Genomic DNA, 17,886 nt, shown 5'->3' with positions numbered 1-17,886 from the left:
CAGCACCCTCGCACTGACCACAAATGGCTGACTTAAAGTACAGCTTGAGGATATGAACCCAATACGCGAACTTCTTTCACCAATGGGCGAATTTCTTCAATCGCAGCTTTAACATGTTCCTGATCGATATGACCTTCCAGATCGATAAAGAACACATAAGCCCATTTTTCAGGAAGTGCAGGACGAGTTTCAATACTTGTTAGACTAATGTTGTGCTTGGCAAATGGTGCCAGAATTTCTAGCAATGCACCGGCGCGGTCATGCGCTGATACCAGCAGTGAAGTTTTGTCATTACCGCTTTGTGGCACTTTCTCGCGACCAATCACCAGGAAACGTGTCGTATTTTCCGGATTGTCCTCGATATTGCTGTGCATAATCTCAAGATTATAGATGTTTGCAGCAATTTCAGAGGCAATCGCGGCAGAATGCCATTCATTCTGAATACGGCGCGCTGCTTCGGCATTTGAACTGAGTGCGACACGCTCAACACCTGGATAATGGGCATCTAACCATTTACGGCATTGTGCCAAAGTTTGCTGATGCGCATAAATCTGCTTGATACTGTCTTTACGGGTATTTTCAGAGATCAGGAACTGGTGATGAATTGGCAATTCCACTTCACCAATCACATTCAAATGCGAAGTTTTGAAACAGTCTAAAGTATGGTTCACCACACCTTCAGACGAGTTTTCAACTGGTACCAGACCATAATGCGCACTTCCCGCTTCTACTTCACGGAACACTTCATCAATGGTTGGCAATGGACGTACTACAGCATCATGCCCAAAATGTTTCAATACTGCTGAATGTGTATAGGTACCCACAGGCCCCAGGAAAGCAATACTTTGTGGTGCTTCGAGCGCTAAACATGCCGACATGATTTCACGGAACAGACGTGCCATGGTGGTATCAGACAGTGGCCCCTCATTACGTTCCATAACATTACGCAAAACCTGCGCTTCACGTTCAGGACGGTAAAACAGTGGATTCTCTTCTGAAGCAAACTTTGCTTTTGCTACAGCTTCGGCCAAACGCGCACGGCGATTAATCAATTGCTGAATTTGCTGATCAACTGAATCGATATCTTCACGAATCTTAGCCAAATCAAGAGAAGTCGTAGTGTTTTGATCGTCGTTGATCATTGTTATGTCGCCCTTCATAAACCGTAACTGTTTCAGTATAACAATAGTAAGCTTTCAAATGTTACGCAATATGACTTTGTCTTTTAAAAGTCAGTTATTTATGCGTTGCCTAACCACTCATCGCATCTGCAATGTTTGGTAACATTTTCCACAGCGTATTCAGCAAAAATTACATTATCAAATTGTAAAGTTTGCGTTTGCATCTTAACTGATTTTAGGATGGATGAATTATCATTATTTCTTAATCTATATAACGATTTTAACCATAAGAAAAATCATGCAAAGACTCAAAAACCAGCAAGGGAAAGATGTTGCTAGATAATCAATAGTTCATTTTAAAATTACCGCTCAACCTCCTGCACATATGCTTTTTTTACTTGTTTTAACAGGGATTTTTACATTTAACATGTATTTATTTACAAAGCAGGGACGATTTTTAAACCTTATCCCGCTAGTCTGTTCAAAACTTAGGCAGGAGCAAATACATGCCAAAAAGAATAGCTGTGCTCGTCACTCATAACTTTGATGATCAGGAATATTTCGAACCTGTAGAAGCCTTTCGTGCTGCCAGTCACAGTATCTGCAATATTGACCATGAAGCTGGAAAGGTCATATATGGTCAGAAACATACAGCTTCAGTGACCATAGATGAAAGTATTGACCATATCTGTGTCGATGATTTTGACGCCCTACTGATTCCAGGTGGAGAATCTCCCCTGACCTTCACTTCAGATGCTGTCGTTCTAAAGTTGATTCAGGAATTTAATGCAGCCAATAAAACCATCTTTAGCATCTGCGATGCTTCATTATTACTCGGTGCAGCTGACGTGCTGAAGGACCGGATTATTACCAGTATTCGTGACCATGCGCACTGGCTGCAAGATGCAGGCGGTCGTTACTATGATGCAGAACTGGTCAATGATAATAACCAGTTGATCTCTTCACGTGCACCAGACGATTTACCTGTGTTTATTGATGAGTGCCTAGAAGTATTAAGGTCTTAAAATATGAAAAATGTCCTTTGCTCCCTTACATAAAAATGAGCCCTTATAGGCTCACTTTTACTTTATAGCGAATGAAATACTTTTATCGACCTAATAGGCTACGTGCTACGATTTCTTTCATGATCTCGTTCGTACCACCATAAATCCTTTGGATACGCGCATCGACAAAGAAACGGGAAATCGGATATTCAGTCATATAGCCATAGCCACCAAACAGCTGTAGCAAATTATCCGCAATTTTCATCTGCATGTCAGTTGAAAAACTTTTTAAGGCTGCTGCAGTTTCAACATTCAGCTTGCCCTGCATATATAACTCAACATTCTGGTTATAAAACGCCGCTGTTGCCAGTTCATCAATCTTGGCCTGTGCCAATACAAAGCGAGTGTTCTGGAATTGGCCCACTGCCTGACCAAAGGCTTGACGCTCTTTGACATAGGTCGTGGTGATATCAATTGAACCACGAATTGCGCCCAAAGCCGTAGCCGCAATCGCAGTGCGCTCACGTGGCAGTTCTTGCATCAGGTATGCAAAGCCTTGGCCTGGTTGACCGAGTAACTGATCTTTTGGCACTTTGACATTATCAAAGAACAGCTCAGAGGTATCTTGCGAGTGCAGGCCAATCTTGTCCAGATTGGTGCCTTTCTTGAAACCTTCCAGATGAGTATCTACTAAAAGCAGTGAAACACCTTTGGCACGTGCCTGTGGATCGGTTTTTACAGCCAGCACCACCAGATCGGCATGCTGACCATTCGAAATAAAAGTTTTGGAACCATTTAACAGATAATGGTCGTCCTGCAAAATGGCACTGGTTCGAATTGCCTGCAAGTCAGAACCCGCACCTGGTTCAGTCATACCGATGGCACCGACCACCTCACCGGTTACCATTTTAGGCAGCCAGTATTTCTTCTGTTCTTCAGTGGCGATATGCAGGATATAGGGTGCAGCAATATCCGAGTGACATGACAAACCAATAGAGAGTGCACTAAATCCTGCACGTGCAGACTCTTCGAGTAACATTAAGGAGTAATGGGTTGGCACACCATAGCCCCCATATTCTTCTGGAACATCCACACAAAGAAAGCCATTTTCACCCAGCGCATTCCATACCGAACGTGGAATCTTGCCCTCACGTTCCCATTGCTCATAGTGCGGTGCAATCTGTTCGCTCATAAAGCGTTTAAAGTTATCGCGGAATAATTCTAAGTCTGCATCATATGCCAGCATTGTTCTATCCTTGTGGTGTTTATCATTATATTTCCACAAACAGGCTAGCGATTTTTAAGGTCAGTGTCATGCGCTAATATGATTTTTTTTCAAACTTTACAGTCAATTTATTTTAATAAAAATTTAAAAAAGGAAGCCGAAGCTTCCTTTTTTAAACAGACTGAAATCAGTGAGATTTAACGCCTTCTTGCTGCATTAATTCATCAATTTCTGCCGGATTATTTAACGCATAATCCAGTTTTTCTTTATCAAGTTGACCGACCCATTTTGCAACAACCAGAGTCGCCAATGAGTTGCCAATCAGGTTAGTCAAAGCACGTGCTTCAGACATGAAACGGTCGATACCCAGAATCAGTGCCAAGCCTGCTACCGGGATATGACCTACTGCAGACAGGGTCGCAGCCATTACGATAAAGCCAGAACCTGTTACACCTGCTGCACCTTTAGATGAAATCAATAGCACAAGAAGCAAGGTAATCTGATGAGATAGATCTAGCTGGGTATTGGTTGCCTGAGCGATGAAGACTGCCGCCATGGTCAGGTAAATAGAAGTCCCGTCCAGGTTGAAAGAATAACCTGTTGGAATAACCAGACCGACTACTGATTTTTCTGCACCTGCCAGTTCCAGCTTTTTCAGCATACGCGGCAATACAGATTCAGAGGATGAAGTACCCAGTACAATCAGCAATTCTTCGCGGATCAGACGGATCATTTTCATGATACTGAAGCCGGTGAAACGTGCAATCGAACCAAGAATAATGAAAATAAACAGGATACAGGTGATATAGAAGCACAGAATCAATTGACCCAGCTGCGCCAGTGTACCGATACCATATTTACCAATCGTAAATGCCATGGCACCGAACGCACCGATAGGTGCAAGTTTCATGATCATGTTCACGATGTTAAAGAATACATGTGAAATCTGGTCAATGAACTTCAATACCGGCTTACCATTATCTCCCAGCTGATGCAGGGCAAAACCAAACAGGAGAGCGAATAACAGTACCTGAAGGATTTCACCTTCAGCAAATGCGCCCACCACCGTATTTGGAATGATATTCATGAAGAAATCGATGGTCGATTGTGACTCACCTGATGCAACATATTTCGAGATACCTTCTGTATCGAGAGTTGCTGGATCAACGTTCATACCAACACCAGGTTTGGCAATATTGATCACGAGCAGACCGATCACCAAGGCAATCGTCGATACGATTTCAAAGTATAGTAAAGCAATACCACCTGTCTTGCCGACAGATTTCATGCTTTCCATACCTGCAATACCACTCACTACCGTACAGAAAATTACTGGTGCGATAATCATTTTGATCAGGCGGATAAAGCCATCACCCAATGGTTTCAGCTGTTCGCCCAAACCAGGAACATATTGTTCAGCACCATTGATAATTTGCGTACCGCTTGGTGAGAAGTGACCCACAAGGATACCGGCAATAATGGCAACAATCACTTGAAAATAAAGTGACTTATAAATAGGTTTTTTAGCCATGACCTTAGTTCACAATATACTTCTAACAAGAAGCAATATTCAGTTTTCACTTATTTAAGAAAATAAGCATCCAATACTTCATTGCCTTAAACAAAAAAGTGCTTACGTATCAAGAAATTAATCTGATACTGAAAATAGATTGTGTATGTACGTTTAACAATTACAGGAACACCGCTCTTCAGCAGAAGTTAGTGCATTGATCAGGAGATGAAGCAAACACAAAGAATCAAGAGAAATTTTAACCGCTTTTTAGACTTTTGTTTAACCCAAAATGTTAAATTCGTCTAAATAATAAACAATATTCCTTAGACTATAGTCTTATAAAACCATAATTCTTCTGCAAAATAAGAAGGTGAAATACCAATATCAGCGTAAAATATGCCAATACTTGATGAACATGATTGATCTATCCCTATGACCACAAAGCGAAATATTTATAAAGATGCTGAACATCCTTTTGCCCAGTTTATTCGTATTATTGGTAAAGGAAAGAATGGTGCACGCTCGCTCAGTTATGATGAAGCCTATCAAGCTTTTAGTATGATCCTGAAAAATGAAGTGCTGGATGTACAGCTAGGTGCCTTCCTGATGCTACTGCGCGTAAAAGAAGAATCCGTCGAAGAGCTGGCAGGTTTTGTTCAGGCAACCCGGGATCAGCTTAATTTTAAAGCTCTGGATGTAGACTTGGACTGGTCATCTTATGCTGGCAAGCGCAAGCATTATCCATGGTTTATCCTGTCTGCCCTCACCTTGGCCAAGCATGGCTATAATATTGTCATGCATGGTGCAGCTGGGCATACTTTGAATCGGGTTTATACTGAACAAGTATTAGAATACTTAGGCTATTCTATTTGCCACAGTGAGGTTGAAGTCGAACAGCAGCTGCAAGAAAGACATTTTGCTTATCTGCCTTTAGATGTGATTTCACCTATCCTGGCTGAGCTGATCGGACTGCGGAATGTTATGGGTTTACGTTCTCCTATTCATACATTGGCGCGCCTGATTAATCCATTCAATGCCAAAGCGACTTTACAGGCCATTTTCCATCCGGCTTATCGTGGTTCACACCAGCGCGCTGCTTTTCAGCTCGGTTATCAAAATAGTGCTGTGATTAAAGGTGAAGGTGGCGAGTTTGAACGTAACCCTGATGCCAAAACCTTAATTTGTGGTATCAAGAATGGCGAACTGTATGAACACGAACTGCCTAAACTGACGGACAATCGCAGTCCGATTGAAGAAGAGCTGAATCTGGCTGTATTTAAAGAAGTCTGGGAGGGTCAACGTTCGCATGAGTATGGTGAAACCGCAGTGGTTGAAACCATCGGTATTGCACTATATACCATGGGCAAATGTGAGAACTATGAAGCAGCGATGCAGAAAGCTAAAGAACTCTGGAATACTCGTCTTTCGGTTTGAACAAAATCATTTATTTCAGACATTAAAAAGACCACGTTTGTGGTCTTTTTGGTTTCAATTAAACGAAACGAATGGGTCTGAATTCCGGTTCATTCTTGTGATGATCATCATCACATTCTTCACCTTCTTCTTTGGTACCGCGGTCGATATAACCACTACGTTCAGTTTCAGGCAGATGTTTAATTTCCCAGGCATACACGGCTTGCATACACGTCTGACGCTGCTCTTCCGTCAATGCCACACCGTTCGGCCATTTACCAATTTCAATCGCAGTACGCAGTCGGTCTACAATCTCAGGATTGAGCATAGAAAGCATTTGTTCAATATTCATGATTTAATCCCGATTCTGATAATCAAAGTCTTGGTTCCAGCCGAGCTTGGTCCGACACGCCATATAGAAATCATAACCCGGTGGATGTAAAAGTTGCAGTTTAAATGGGTGTTTACGAATGTGAACCGTATCTCCCACATTCAAAGAAATGCTGTGCTGTCCATCTGCGCTGACCATCGGCATCACGCGATTTTTACGGATCACCAGCTTAATCTCACTATGTCCTCCAACCACAATCGGTCGGGATGACAGGGTATGCGGATGCATGGGTACCAGCACAATCGCATCCATACTTGGATGTACAATTGGCCCACCACCAGAAAGTGCATAGGCAGTTGAGCCTGTTGGTGTTGACACGATCAGACCATCACTATGCTGACGATAAACATATTGTCCATCAATATTCAGCTCAAAGTCGATCATGTGCACGGATTTACCAGAATGGAGTACGACATCGTTCAGGGCAATCGCATCATGGATAATTTCGCCTTTAGACCGGATTTCCAGTTCTAACAGGAAACGTCGCTCAAGCTGGAATTCACCTTTAAGAACCTGATCCAGCTTGAAGATAACTTCTGTCGGCTTGATATCCGTCAGGAAGCCCAAGCGGCCACGGTTCACACCGATGACAGGAATATTATATTTGACCAGTGCCCGGGCAGCATGCAGCAATGAACCATCACCACCAACCACAATGACCAGATCGACCACCTCACCCAGCAAGGCGCGGCTCACTGTCTGGGTATTTTCATAAGGTACCAGCGCAGCGGTATCTGCATCAAACACTGGATGCAGGCCCACGTTCAACAAATGATCATGAATAAGACATAAGGTTTCAACTACTGAAGATTTATCAGGACGTCCTACTAACCCGATATTTCGGAATGTCTTATGTGAAATTAGCACCAGTCTCGTCGCTCCGCTACGAATCGCTCCTATAATAGCATTAAGCTCTGGCTCGTTGACAATTTTCCCTGGTTTTTATGTATAAGTAGAGCAAGTTAGAAATAATATTATGCAGACTAAGTGTATTTTTTAATTGATATTTTTTAACCAATTTCTCTTTAAATATTGCAAATTCCCTAAAAGCTTCGCATGATTAGCAGAATTTTACAGACGCTTATCATCATTTATGAAGTATGAACGTGGTTTGGGGTTTATTGCCTTAATCTTTTCCGTTTTGGTCATTTCAGCTTTTGTTGCCTTTAGTATCTATCTGATTCGTCTGGATAATATTGTACGTGACAAATTTGAAGGCCAGCGCTGGGACATTCCTGCGAAAGTCTTCGCGCGTCCGATGGAAATCTATGTCAATGCACCTGTCAGCCAACAGGATCTTCAGGAAGAGCTCAAACTGCTTGGATATAAGAGTGCTGAAAGCTATACCAAGTCCGGAAGTTATGTGACTTCTGGTGATACTTTATATGTACATACCCGTGGTTTTGACTTTGGTGACCGGGTTGAGCCTGAGCAGATTTTAAAAGTCAGCTTCAATGGTGAACAGATTAATGACGTAAGTGCCACCAAGCCCTCGACGTCCGGAATTGCCCGTTTAGAACCTTTATTAATTGGCGGGATTTACCCCCAACATAATGAAGACCGGGTACTGATCAAGCTGAATAAAGTACCTAAACCTTTGATTGAAGCACTGATCGCCACCGAAGACCGTAATTTCTACCACCATCATGGTGTATCTCCACGCGGGATTGCACGTGCAGTAGTCAGCAATATTACCGGCGGTAAACGTCAGGGTGGCTCGACTTTAACCCAGCAGCTGGTCAAAAACTTCTATTTAAGTCCAGAGCGTACTTTAAAGCGTAAAGTCAATGAAGCCTTTATGGCGATGTTGATTGAATTGCATTATGACAAGGATGAAATCCTTGAAGCCTATTTAAATGAAGTGAATCTGGGCCAGAATGGCAATTATTCTATTAATGGTTACGGTCTGGCTTCCCAATTCTATTTTGGTCTGCCGTTGCGCGAATTAAATATTTCCCAACAGGCATTTTTAGTTGGTTTGGTACAAGGTCCTTCCCTCTACAATCCATGGCGTAACCCTGAAACGGCGAAAAGACGTCGTGATATTGTGCTGAACAATATGCTGGTCATGGGTTATCTGACCCAAGAGCAATACGAAACCGAGAAGGCACGCCCTCTCAATGTCATTACAAAACCAACCCTGGGTCCAGCACGTTTTCCTGACTTCTTGGATATTGTGCGTCGTCAGCTGCGTACCGAATATCAGGAAGGTGACATTACCAATCAGGGCCTACGCATCTTTACCACGTTGGATCCATTGGCACAGACCCGTATTCAGCAAAGCTTCAAAAATACAGTGGCGAACTTAAGCAGATCAAATCCGAAACGTTTAAAAGATTTGCAAGGTGCGGTGCTGGTCACTCATCCAGAAAATGGTGAACTGGTTGCTGCAGTTGGTTCGACCCAGGACTTTACCGGCTTTAACCGTGCCCTGGATGCCAAGCGTCAGGTGGGTTCGTTATTAAAACCTGTGATTTACCTGACCGCAATTGAATCGAACCGTTACCATTGGGGTAGCCCGATCGAAGACAGCGAGCTGAGCATTAAAACTGATGGCAAGACCTGGACACCCAAGAACTATAGTGGCCGCCCACATGGTGTGGTTCCAATGTCTCAAGCACTGGCAAATTCCTATAACCTGTCCGCGGTACGTTTGGCGCAGGAATTCGGTATGTCAACCTTTATCAATCACCTGAAGAAATTTGGTGTGACTTCTGATATTCCGTCCTACCCTTCCATTTATCTGGGTGCGGTAGATATGTCACCTATGGAAGTGATGAGTCTGTATGGTAATTTCGCGACTGGCGGTTTTAAATATCCGGTCAAAGCCATTCGTTCCGTAGTCGATGCCAATGGTCGTCTGGTCGATCGCTATGGCTTGACGGTTCAGCCGACCATTGATCCGGCTTATGCCTATATCCTGAACAACGGTTTACAGCAGGTCATGAGCAGCGGTACCGGCCAATCTGCTTATAATACCCTGCCACGCAATCTTGGTCTGGCTGGCAAATCAGGGACAACCAATGATACCCGTGACTCATGGTTCGCAGGCTATTCTGGTAATTACCTAGCTGTGGTCTGGTTAGGTCTGGATGACAATAAGATTACTGGTTTGACCGGATCATCTGGTGCGCTACCGGTATGGACCAGTGTCATGAAGCAGTTACGCCAGAAGCCGGTAAATCTGCATCAACCAGGTGAGGTACAATGGCAATGGGTCGATCGCGCGACAGGTCATTTGTCTGCTCAAGGCTGTGAAGGTGCCATGTATATTCCACTGACTCGTCACAGCATGCCAAATCAGGCTACTGCTTGTGGCGCATCGCATTATGCCCCTGCCCCACATACAATTGATTCAGAAGAACCTCAAGTTTCTGACGATCCAAGCGATGAAATTGGGATCTGGATTGAAGAAACTGAAACGGAAAACCAACGTGATTCTTTACAAGATACACGTATCATCTCAAGCGGTAGTTATTCACCCTAATTGAGTGAGATATATGTTTCAAAAAATCCTGATTGGTTCAATTTTAGTTGCTTTAGTCGGCTGTCAGTCCATACAGCAGGAACCATCTGCTCCAGCCAAGCCTGCACCTGAAAAGCCACGGGTGCAGAAATCTGATGGTGTAGTAATTACGCCTTATGATCATCCTGAAATCAAACGTCAAAAAGTGGTCGTGCCACAGCAGAAACCTAAACCACAGCAGTTTGATGATGGCCGTCAGTTACCTGCTTTCAAAAAATTGATGCAGCAGACTCAAACAGCGTATAAAGCACAAAAGTTTGATCAGGCTGAAGCCTATGTCACCCAGGCGCAGCGACTGGCACCGCAGTCTCCTGAAACCTATCTGTATTTAGGGATGCTGGCGAATCGCAAGAATAAACCCGCCAATGCGCAAGCGTTTGCGCAGCGCGGCCTTAGCTACGCCCAAAGTAATGCCATGAAAAAGCAGCTCTGGCAGGTGATTCTTAAAGCTGGTCAGCTGCAAAAAAATCCACAAACCATTCAAAAAGCACAGAAGGCATTAAGCGCTCTTTAAGCTATAATTACTTTTAGTAATGAACTTACTTATATCCCACGAATGCCTGCGATCCCGTAGGCATGATGGGATTGAGCCTGACTCAAATCTTCTTTGTTGATTCCACCAAGTGCATACACAGGAATCTGAATCTGTTTGGCAATCTGCTCAAAGGTAATCCATCCCAGTGGCTCTACTTCTGTATGAGTCGCTGTTGGAAGCACAGGACTCAGAAAAATTGCTTCACAGCCCAGCTGTTCTGCCCGTTGTGTAGACGCATGATCATGACACGCAGCAATATAGCGTTTCCCTATAACCAGATCACTGGTACTTAGTTGATTCAACTGTGCCTGCTTAAGATGTAAAGTCTGAATACTCTGTTGCTGTTGTTCATCCAGCAGCAGATATAAGTCATGATTAATAATCAATTGGGATAATTGTTCTGCTAGCAGGGTTGCCAATTTCTCGGCTTGTTCTGCGTTGGCGTCAACTCGCCAATACAGCATTTGCACTTTGTCGAGCTGATGCAGATCTGCCAGATCACTGCTGATTTTAATCATCTGTGGCCATAACAGTTTTTCTAAAATCACCGCATTGGCTTTCGGAAAATTCAGCTGCTGTAACTGCTCGCGGCTATACCACTTCCAGGGTTGCTGAATCTGGGCTAACTGTGCTTCAGCTACACTGGCATGGAATAAATGCAGATGCACAATCACATCTTCATATTCATGACGAATAAAATCGAAAGAATGCCAAAGCTCGATATCAATACCGACTTCTTCTTGGATCTCACGACGGCAGGCTTGCAGCGGTTTTTCACCTTCTTCTACTTTGCCGCCAGGGAATTCATGTTTATTTCCCTGATGCTGTTTCGCTTCCCGCCAGCCAACCAGAACCTGATTTTGGTGAAATAACAAGGCAATCGCGACATGAATATTTGCTTTGGACATACGAAGATAAACTGACTGGAAATATTACGAATTGTAAGTGATAGCGGATTTTTTAGGAATTGCAAAATTTAGGCGTTGACAGCTCTATTCGATAATGATTATCATTTAAATCAATCCAAGCACATACCACGGAGTCGATGGAATGAACGCACCTTTTAGCCTGTTTACACGTAACAATGACGCTCATCATGCATTACCAATGCTGCATTCAAATAACCTGTTTGCTCTCGGACGCGAAATTCGCATCATGCATGCGGGTGAAGAATACCGCCTACGCTTGACCCGAAATAATCGTCTCATTCTCACTAAATAAATAAAATAACTCACACAATAATAAACGTGGTCATCAGCAGTATGAATCAGCGCGTACTGCTTTTTTTCTCATTTGGTCTGTTTCCTGATTCTGGATCTAAAAGCGCAATACGACTTTTAACCCGCCCAGATCAGAAGCCATAAATTGAATGTCACCATGATGCAATTGCATGATTTTCTGGCAGATGGATAATCCCAGACCTGATCCTTGGGTTTTAGTGCCCAAAGCGCGATAAAAACGCTCACCCAGTCGCTGTAAAGTTTCCTCAGAAATTCCCTCTCCTGAATTCTCAATCACCACTTCTGTTTTATCCGCCTTAGGCTGACACTGGATTAGAACCGTACCCGCAGACGGGGTATATTTGATGGCATTGTCGATCAGGTTTCGCAGGCAACTGAAAATGAGTTCGGCATTTCCTAAAGTATCACCAGTATTTAGCTCAAGTTTTAGGTCCAGCTGTTTCTCTTCTACGAACGGCGTGAGTGTTTTTAAAGCATCCTGAATAAGTTCAGGCAAATCTACCTTTTGTTGTGGCAGGTTATGATTTTGTTCAGGGTCCAGTCGAGCCAGCAGCAAGAGGTTTTCCAGAACCTGAGTACCGCGACTGACATCTTTCTGAATCTGCGCCAGATCCTGAGACAATGTCTCATGAGTCTGATATTTGCGTTTTAACACCTGCAGGCGCATTTGAATCGCTGATAAGGGTGAGCGGAGTTCATGCGAAGCATCTGCAGTAAAGCGCTGTTCTGCACTCAAGGACTGCTCTACCCGAGCCAGCATCCGGTTTAACTGACTGACGATGGGTTGTAGCTCAGCAATTTGCGGTTCGGGTGATTGCACCGGACTTAGATCCTGGGCGGATTTGGAGGCAATATCCTGTGAAATCCGGTTAAGCGGCTTTAACTGACGCTTAATCAATAGATGAAGTAACAACCATTTCACCAGCCATAATATTAGAAGGATTAAACCAAAACCCAGAATACTATTCCAGATCTGTTCAAAGCGTATGGATACTGGCTGTATGACCTGAACTTTAAGTCCATTATCTTCAGCTATCAAAGTTCGTAATAACTGTCCATCTTCAAAATAAAAATGTAGGCCTGATTGATAATGTAACTGATGTTGCAACAGATTGTTCTTTTCGGAAGTGGTTAGCTGGTCCTGATTCAGCCAAAGTCGATACTGAATCTCAAACTCTTCACTGATATCATCCACATTGTGACCTTGGGACTGAGTCACATCGCCAAGTAACAGTTCTGCAATATCTTCCATCAGTTCATCATGAATCTGCATAGACTGATAGCCAGAAATGCCCAGTAATAACAACCAGGCCAGACAGCCCGCCAGAATGGAACTATACATGGCATTCTTGATCAGCTTGTGTTGCAGTGAAATCACCTGAGCCATGATTGATCTATCCTTCAGCTTTATTCATACGATAACCCAGCCCACGTATGGTCTTGATCATCTGACTGCCAATTTTCTTGCGTAGTTGATAAATAAAAACCTCGATGGCATTACTCTCAATTTCATCCCCCCAGGCATAAAGGGATTCTTCCAGCTGTTCCCGGGTCACTACATGCTCTGGCTTTTGCATCAATTTATGCAAAATCTGAAACTCTTTGGCCGTTAAGTTCACCACTTCACCTGCTTTAGTCAGAGTTTTAGCCTGTATATCCAGCTGCAGGTCGTCCCAGGTCAGCACATGGCTCAGATTTTTTTGCTGCAAGCGGATCTGGGCACGAATTCGTGCAGACAATTCTTCCAGGCTAAAAGGTTTGACCAGATAATCATTGGCACCTAAATCAAGTCCTTCTACCCGGTCATCAATACTGTCTCGAGCGGTAATAAAAATAACTGGCGTATCTTTCTGCAGTTTACGTAGCGTCGTCAGAATCTGATCTCCACTGGCTCGCGGTAAACCACGATCCAGTAACACACAGTCATACTGATGCTGTTCAAGCGCCAGAATGGCATGGTCCCCACGCTCAACCCAGTCAATTACATAGCCATCCATTTCCAGCCAGGTCTGAATGCTTTCTGCCTGTGAAGCATCATCTTCCGCCAAAAGAATACGCATGCTGAATTCCCCCTTATTTTCAACATATAATCATGAATTTTAAACAAAAAAAAACCACATGCTTTTTGTAATATTGCATGTGGTTTTCTCTAGTCAGGTCATTCGGCTATCGCCAATGCCTTAATTGAAACGCACTCCATCAACATCAATTTCAACACGTTTCGCTGGTTTGTAATCGATATCTACTTCACCAATAATGGTTACTGGTGTTTTGGCAGAAATCGGTTTGCCTTGCCATAACTCATCATCAATTTCGACATTGATGCTGCCTGTGTTGTCACGGAACTGATATTTTTCGTCGCCTACTGATTTCACCACATGACCTTTGATTTGTACCTTACTGTCATCTTTCATGGTGAGTGCTTGTTTTACAGTTACAGTTTTGGCAAAAGCACTTTGGTTTACTGTACTTTCTGCCATAGTCACAGTTGTTGCTGAGCCAATAAGTGCCACTGCTACAAATGCTTTGGTCATATTTTTCATATTCAGTACCTTTTAAGCTGTCTTGTTTCGATGAATCTATTAAAACAGCTAAAGATGAATTGAATCTTAAGAAAACTTCATTTTCAAAAATGGGTTTTAAAAGTTAATTCAGTGGCACTACACGTAGTACTTCCTCTAGCGTGGTGACACCTTCAATGACTTTTCGTGCACCCGCAATTCTAAGTGGTTCTACACCTTCTTTTTTCGCCTGAACACGTAACTGGTTCAAGTTGGCATCTGCGCCAATCAGCTGTTTGGTTACCAAACTCAGTGGCATAAATTCATAGATCCCTATACGCCCTTTATAACCCGTATGACGACATTCCTCACAACCTACTGGACGGAACACAAATTCTGGACGGGCCAATGGATAATCTGCTGCCAAATGCTGCCATTCCTGCTCATCCATAAAGCCTTCTGCTTTGCAGTGTGGACACAATTTACGTACCAGACGCTGAGCCAATACACCCAGAATCGTTGCAGCAGTCAGGAATGGTTGTACACCCAGATCATGCAGACGGGTTAAACTCGACGGTGCATCATTGGTATGTAATGTGGATAAAACCAGGTGACCGGTCAATGCTGCCTGAATCGCCATATTGGCAGTATCCTGATCACGAATCTCACCGACCATGATGATATCTGGATCCTGACGCATTAATGCCCGTACACCATCGGCAAAACCCAGATCAATCCCGGTATTTACCTGCATCTGGTTAAAGCTTGGCTCTAGCATCTCGATTGGATCTTCAATGGTACAGACATTGACCTCTTCGGTCGCCAGCTGCTTTAAAGTTGAATACAGCGTAGTCGTTTTACCCGAGCCTGTAGGTCCAGTCACCAGAATAATGCCATGACTATGACTGGTCAGCGTGTTCCATTCATTCAGCAAATGCCCTTCAAAACCCAGTTGCTGGAAGCTGCGTACCAATACCTCTGGATCGAAAATACGCATTACCAGTTTTTCACCAAAAGCGGTGGGTAAGGTCGATAAACGCAGTTCCGTTTCCTGCCCTTTAGGCGTACGGGTTTTTAGACGGCCATCCTGTGGCTTGCGCTTTTCTGCCACATTCATCCGGCCCAGAATTTTAATACGTGAAATCACTGCAGTAAGCGTATTGGCTGGCATTTTATAAATGGTATGCAGCACGCCATCAATACGGAAACGGATTTTCCCGGTATCTTTGCGTGGTTCCATATGAATATCACTGGCACCCTGTTCAAAGGCAAACTGCAATACCCAGTCCACCAGTTTAACAATATGCTGGTCATTGGCATCTGGATTTTGCGAATCACCGAGCTGTAAAAGTGCTTCTACACCCTTATTTTCACGGTCATAAGCCGAGGATTTTTGTGATCCACTGACAGCACGACTAACCTGATAATACTCGACAATATATCGCTGCAACTGTTCCGGATTCAGTAGCACCCGTTCAATACGGCGCGGGCTGATATTCTGCTGTAGATTCGACACCCATTCCATTTTATAAGGCTGATCTGTAGCAATCAGGATTTTGTCTGGCTGGATTTCAACGGCGAGAATACGGTTACGGAGCGCATATTCTTGCGACATTACTGCGGTAAGTGCCTGAACATCTGCTTTTAGAGGATCAATAATATAAAATGGCAGATTTGTTTTTTCTGACAGCCATTGACATAAACGGTTTAGGGTAAGTGTACTTTGGGGATGAGAACGGTCGACCAGATTAAAATTGGCAATCCACTGTAAAGGATGCCATTTCAGCTGTTCACGCTGACGATGCGTCGTCTGTACCAGCATACGGTCTCTATCAGTGATCTTACCGTCTTTAAAAAGTTGCTCCAGACACCACGCGGTATCAATTTCAAAGTCAAATTTCATTGTTATAGGCCCCTAAACTTGCCTTCACTATAACAAGTTTTTGCTATTTTTCGCATTCTCCTGCTGTGTCTTCTGGCTGTTTCTGCTAGCTGATGCCAATCTTTAGCGTTACCAATCTTTTCCCCTATCTTATCTCTCACATTTCTCTCTTGTTCATCCTCTAGCTTATGGCCTATATTTTAGAGATACCTTTGAAAATAATTACTTATTCATAGCTGAGGCCAGATATGGATTTTAGCGCAGTGCCCATGAATGACAGCTCCTTTCAGGAACTGCTCACTATCCTGACTTCAGCATTGGGCTGTGGCTTATTGATAGGCCTGGAACGAGAACGGCATAAACAGCGGGAGCAACAGCCAAGCTTTGCCGGCTTACGTTCTTTTGCTATTTGCGCCCTATTGGGAGCTGTCTGTTTTTTATTCGGAATAATCACTGGCCTGGTGGGCGCACTGATTATTGGTGGTATGGTCATTTCCTCTATCCGAAATCAGCCGGATGATCCTGGAATTACCACCGAACTTGCTTTTGTGATGGCCTATTTTATTGAGGCAATCTGTCTGTGGAATATTCCGCTAGCTGCCGGACTTGCAGTACTCATTACCGTCATTCTGATGGCCAAACATTCCATGCATAACATTGCTGGAAAATGGATTACTGAAGCTGAATTCCGGGATGGTTTACTGTTACTGGCATTGGTCTTGATTGGTTTGCCTTTGACACCCGATACACCGCTATGGGGCAAGGTGCTTAATCCCTACCTGATTCTGAAACTCTTAACTTTAATTTTAATGGTACAGGCGCTAGCGCATATTGCCAAACGCTTACTTTCTACAAAAAATGCCCTGATGCTTTCTTCCATTGCCTCTGGTTTTGTTTCCAGCACAGCTACAGTAGCCCAATTGGGCCTACAAGTTCGTAAAGGTGAGATGGATGCTCGATCCAATGCGGGTGCCGCACTCATGTCCTGTATCTCGACTTTAGTACTGCTGTTCATTGTGGTCGGAGGCGTATCTTTTAGCTGGCTTAAAATTATTTTTCTTCCTTCCCTGGTGGCAATGGCCATTCTGGCTGCCTGTGCATTTCTATTGCTGCGTAAAGCCAAACCGCCAGAAAATTGTGAAAAAGAAGAAGATAGCCGGATGTTTAGCCTGAAAGAAGCGGTCATCATTGCAGTCACCTTGACACTGATTCAGGCTGCGATTTATGGGCTGGAACTCTTACTCGGCGATGCCGGCTTGCTGGCAGGTACCCTGCTGGCTTCACTATTCGAGATTCATGCAGCCATGGCCAGTGTGGTCATTCAGGGTGACCCGAGCAATACACGGCTAATTCAGGCCCTGCTCATAGGCCTTGCAGCCCATGCTTTAGCAAAATCTTTAAATTCCGGCCTGTCAGGCGGATTCAAATATGCGATGTATTTTGTACCTGTACAGATTCTACATATGGCAGTTCTGATCGGAATTTTGTGGTGGACGCTGAAACTTTAGAATGATTTGAGCAGAAAGTATAAGTA

Annotated in this window: 16 protein-coding genes; 6 read left to right on the top strand and 10 right to left on the bottom strand. The window is 43.7% G+C overall.

What is annotated here, in order from left to right; genetic code table 11:
- Positions 1-32 precede the first annotated feature (32 nt).
- Positions 33-1,142 (bottom strand): prephenate dehydratase, encoded by a 1,110-nt coding sequence (gene pheA / locus FSC11_RS05415; RefSeq protein ID WP_004892523.1) that lies wholly within the window; start codon positions 1,140-1,142, stop codon positions 33-35.
- 485 nt (positions 1,143-1,627) lie between these two features.
- Between pheA and FSC11_RS05410 the strand changes: the two genes are divergently transcribed.
- On the top strand, positions 1,628-2,146 hold the full coding sequence (locus tag FSC11_RS05410; protein ID WP_163165617.1) for a DJ-1/PfpI family protein: 519 nt from the start codon (positions 1,628-1,630) through the stop codon (positions 2,144-2,146).
- 82 nt (positions 2,147-2,228) lie between these two features.
- On the opposite strand, the gene FSC11_RS05405 is transcribed toward FSC11_RS05410, so the two are convergent.
- Complete coding sequence (locus FSC11_RS05405) at positions 2,229-3,371, bottom strand: acyl-CoA dehydrogenase family protein (RefSeq protein WP_004815368.1); 1,143 nt, start codon at positions 3,369-3,371, stop codon at positions 2,229-2,231.
- 166 nt (positions 3,372-3,537) lie between these two features.
- Complete coding sequence (locus tag FSC11_RS05400; protein ID WP_004892515.1) at positions 3,538-4,881, bottom strand: dicarboxylate/amino acid:cation symporter; 1,344 nt, start codon at positions 4,879-4,881, stop codon at positions 3,538-3,540.
- A gap of 414 nt (positions 4,882-5,295) precedes the next feature.
- Between FSC11_RS05400 and FSC11_RS05395 the strand changes: the two genes are divergently transcribed.
- On the top strand, positions 5,296-6,297 hold the full coding sequence (locus tag FSC11_RS05395; protein WP_163165615.1) for a glycosyl transferase family protein: 1,002 nt from the start codon (positions 5,296-5,298) through the stop codon (positions 6,295-6,297).
- A 58-nt stretch (positions 6,298-6,355) separates the two neighbouring features.
- Here the strand turns inward: FSC11_RS05395 and FSC11_RS05390 are convergent, their stop codons facing one another.
- Together FSC11_RS05390 and FSC11_RS05385 are read right to left on the bottom strand one after the other, a co-directional pair.
- Positions 6,356-6,628, bottom strand: a complete 273-nt coding sequence (locus FSC11_RS05390; protein ID WP_004815365.1) for a YeaC family protein — start codon at positions 6,626-6,628, stop codon at positions 6,356-6,358.
- A 3-nt stretch (positions 6,629-6,631) separates the two neighbouring features.
- Positions 6,632-7,534 (bottom strand): NAD(+) kinase, encoded by a 903-nt coding sequence (locus FSC11_RS05385; protein WP_004815364.1) that lies wholly within the window; start codon positions 7,532-7,534, stop codon positions 6,632-6,634.
- A gap of 226 nt (positions 7,535-7,760) precedes the next feature.
- Here FSC11_RS05385 and mrcB point away from each other — a divergent pair, with 226 nt between their 5' ends.
- Together mrcB and FSC11_RS05375 are read left to right on the top strand one after the other, a co-directional pair.
- Positions 7,761-10,154: a penicillin-binding protein 1B gene (mrcB, locus tag FSC11_RS05380; protein ID WP_163165613.1), complete on the top strand. Its 2,394-nt coding sequence runs from the start codon at positions 7,761-7,763 to the stop codon at positions 10,152-10,154.
- Positions 10,155-10,167: 13 nt separating this feature from the next.
- Positions 10,168-10,707 (top strand): tetratricopeptide repeat protein, encoded by a 540-nt coding sequence (locus tag FSC11_RS05375; RefSeq protein ID WP_004892500.1) that lies wholly within the window; start codon positions 10,168-10,170, stop codon positions 10,705-10,707.
- Positions 10,708-10,736: 29 nt separating this feature from the next.
- Here FSC11_RS05375 and FSC11_RS05370 read toward each other — a convergent pair whose 3' ends face one another.
- Positions 10,737-11,636: a thiamine phosphate synthase gene (locus tag FSC11_RS05370; RefSeq protein ID WP_163165611.1), complete on the bottom strand. Its 900-nt coding sequence runs from the start codon at positions 11,634-11,636 to the stop codon at positions 10,737-10,739.
- Positions 11,637-11,778: 142 nt separating this feature from the next.
- Here FSC11_RS05370 and hemP point away from each other — a divergent pair, with 142 nt between their 5' ends.
- Positions 11,779-11,949, top strand: coding sequence for a hemin uptake protein HemP (hemP, locus tag FSC11_RS05365; RefSeq protein ID WP_004815360.1), 171 nt, complete (start codon positions 11,779-11,781; stop codon positions 11,947-11,949).
- Between the two features lie 96 nt (positions 11,950-12,045).
- On the opposite strand, the gene FSC11_RS05360 is transcribed toward hemP, so the two are convergent.
- The 4 genes from FSC11_RS05360 to tfpB form a co-directional block, all read right to left on the bottom strand.
- Positions 12,046-13,356 carry a sensor histidine kinase gene (locus tag FSC11_RS05360; protein WP_163165609.1) on the bottom strand — a complete coding sequence of 437 codons (1,311 nt, stop codon included), beginning with the start codon at positions 13,354-13,356 and terminating at the stop codon, positions 12,046-12,048.
- A 7-nt stretch (positions 13,357-13,363) separates the two neighbouring features.
- Positions 13,364-14,029 (bottom strand): response regulator transcription factor, encoded by a 666-nt coding sequence (locus FSC11_RS05355; RefSeq protein ID WP_163165607.1) that lies wholly within the window; start codon positions 14,027-14,029, stop codon positions 13,364-13,366.
- 120 nt (positions 14,030-14,149) lie between these two features.
- The gene (locus FSC11_RS05350) at positions 14,150-14,512 is read right to left on the bottom strand and encodes a NirD/YgiW/YdeI family stress tolerance protein (RefSeq protein WP_163165605.1); all 363 of its coding nucleotides are present in this window, start codon (positions 14,510-14,512) and stop codon (positions 14,150-14,152) included.
- Between the two features lie 103 nt (positions 14,513-14,615).
- Positions 14,616-16,373: a type IV pilus assembly ATPase TfpB gene (tfpB, locus tag FSC11_RS05345; protein WP_163165603.1), complete on the bottom strand. Its 1,758-nt coding sequence runs from the start codon at positions 16,371-16,373 to the stop codon at positions 14,616-14,618.
- A gap of 227 nt (positions 16,374-16,600) precedes the next feature.
- Here tfpB and FSC11_RS05340 point away from each other — a divergent pair, with 227 nt between their 5' ends.
- Positions 16,601-17,860 (top strand): MgtC/SapB family protein, encoded by a 1,260-nt coding sequence (locus FSC11_RS05340; protein WP_163165601.1) that lies wholly within the window; start codon positions 16,601-16,603, stop codon positions 17,858-17,860.
- Positions 17,861-17,886: the final 26 nt, after the last annotated feature.

It is taken from the genome of Acinetobacter schindleri (genome assembly GCF_010918895.1).
GTDB lineage: Bacteria > Pseudomonadota > Gammaproteobacteria > Pseudomonadales > Moraxellaceae > Acinetobacter > Acinetobacter schindleri.
This window is presented reverse-complemented; position numbering and strand designations above follow the sequence as displayed.

What these genes read in the sequence shown, in the direction of transcription:
- FSC11_RS05370 (WP_163165611.1), bottom strand. Translation starts at nt 11,636, where the DNA reads ATGTCCAAAGCAAATATTCATGTCGCGATTGCCTTGTTATTTCACCAA.
- FSC11_RS05340 (WP_163165601.1), top strand. Translation starts at nt 16,601, where the DNA reads ATGGATTTTAGCGCAGTGCCCATGAATGACAGCTCCTTTCAGGAACTG.
- FSC11_RS05375 (WP_004892500.1), top strand. Translation starts at nt 10,168, where the DNA reads ATGTTTCAAAAAATCCTGATTGGTTCAATTTTAGTTGCTTTAGTCGGC.
- FSC11_RS05390 (WP_004815365.1), bottom strand. Translation starts at nt 6,628, where the DNA reads ATGAATATTGAACAAATGCTTTCTATGCTCAATCCTGAGATTGTAGAC.
- FSC11_RS05400 (WP_004892515.1), bottom strand. Translation starts at nt 4,881, where the DNA reads ATGGCTAAAAAACCTATTTATAAGTCACTTTATTTTCAAGTGATTGTT.
- FSC11_RS05405 (WP_004815368.1), bottom strand. Translation starts at nt 3,371, where the DNA reads ATGCTGGCATATGATGCAGACTTAGAATTATTCCGCGATAACTTTAAA.
- pheA (WP_004892523.1), bottom strand. Translation starts at nt 1,142, where the DNA reads ATGATCAACGACGATCAAAACACTACGACTTCTCTTGATTTGGCTAAG.
- mrcB (WP_163165613.1), top strand. Translation starts at nt 7,761, where the DNA reads ATGAAGTATGAACGTGGTTTGGGGTTTATTGCCTTAATCTTTTCCGTT.
- FSC11_RS05360 (WP_163165609.1), bottom strand. Translation starts at nt 13,356, where the DNA reads ATGGCTCAGGTGATTTCACTGCAACACAAGCTGATCAAGAATGCCATG.
- tfpB (WP_163165603.1), bottom strand. Translation starts at nt 16,373, where the DNA reads ATGAAATTTGACTTTGAAATTGATACCGCGTGGTGTCTGGAGCAACTT.
- FSC11_RS05355 (WP_163165607.1), bottom strand. Translation starts at nt 14,029, where the DNA reads ATGCGTATTCTTTTGGCGGAAGATGATGCTTCACAGGCAGAAAGCATT.
- FSC11_RS05350 (WP_163165605.1), bottom strand. Translation starts at nt 14,512, where the DNA reads ATGAAAAATATGACCAAAGCATTTGTAGCAGTGGCACTTATTGGCTCA.
- FSC11_RS05395 (WP_163165615.1), top strand. Translation starts at nt 5,296, where the DNA reads ATGACCACAAAGCGAAATATTTATAAAGATGCTGAACATCCTTTTGCC.
- FSC11_RS05410 (WP_163165617.1), top strand. Translation starts at nt 1,628, where the DNA reads ATGCCAAAAAGAATAGCTGTGCTCGTCACTCATAACTTTGATGATCAG.
- hemP (WP_004815360.1), top strand. Translation starts at nt 11,779, where the DNA reads ATGAACGCACCTTTTAGCCTGTTTACACGTAACAATGACGCTCATCAT.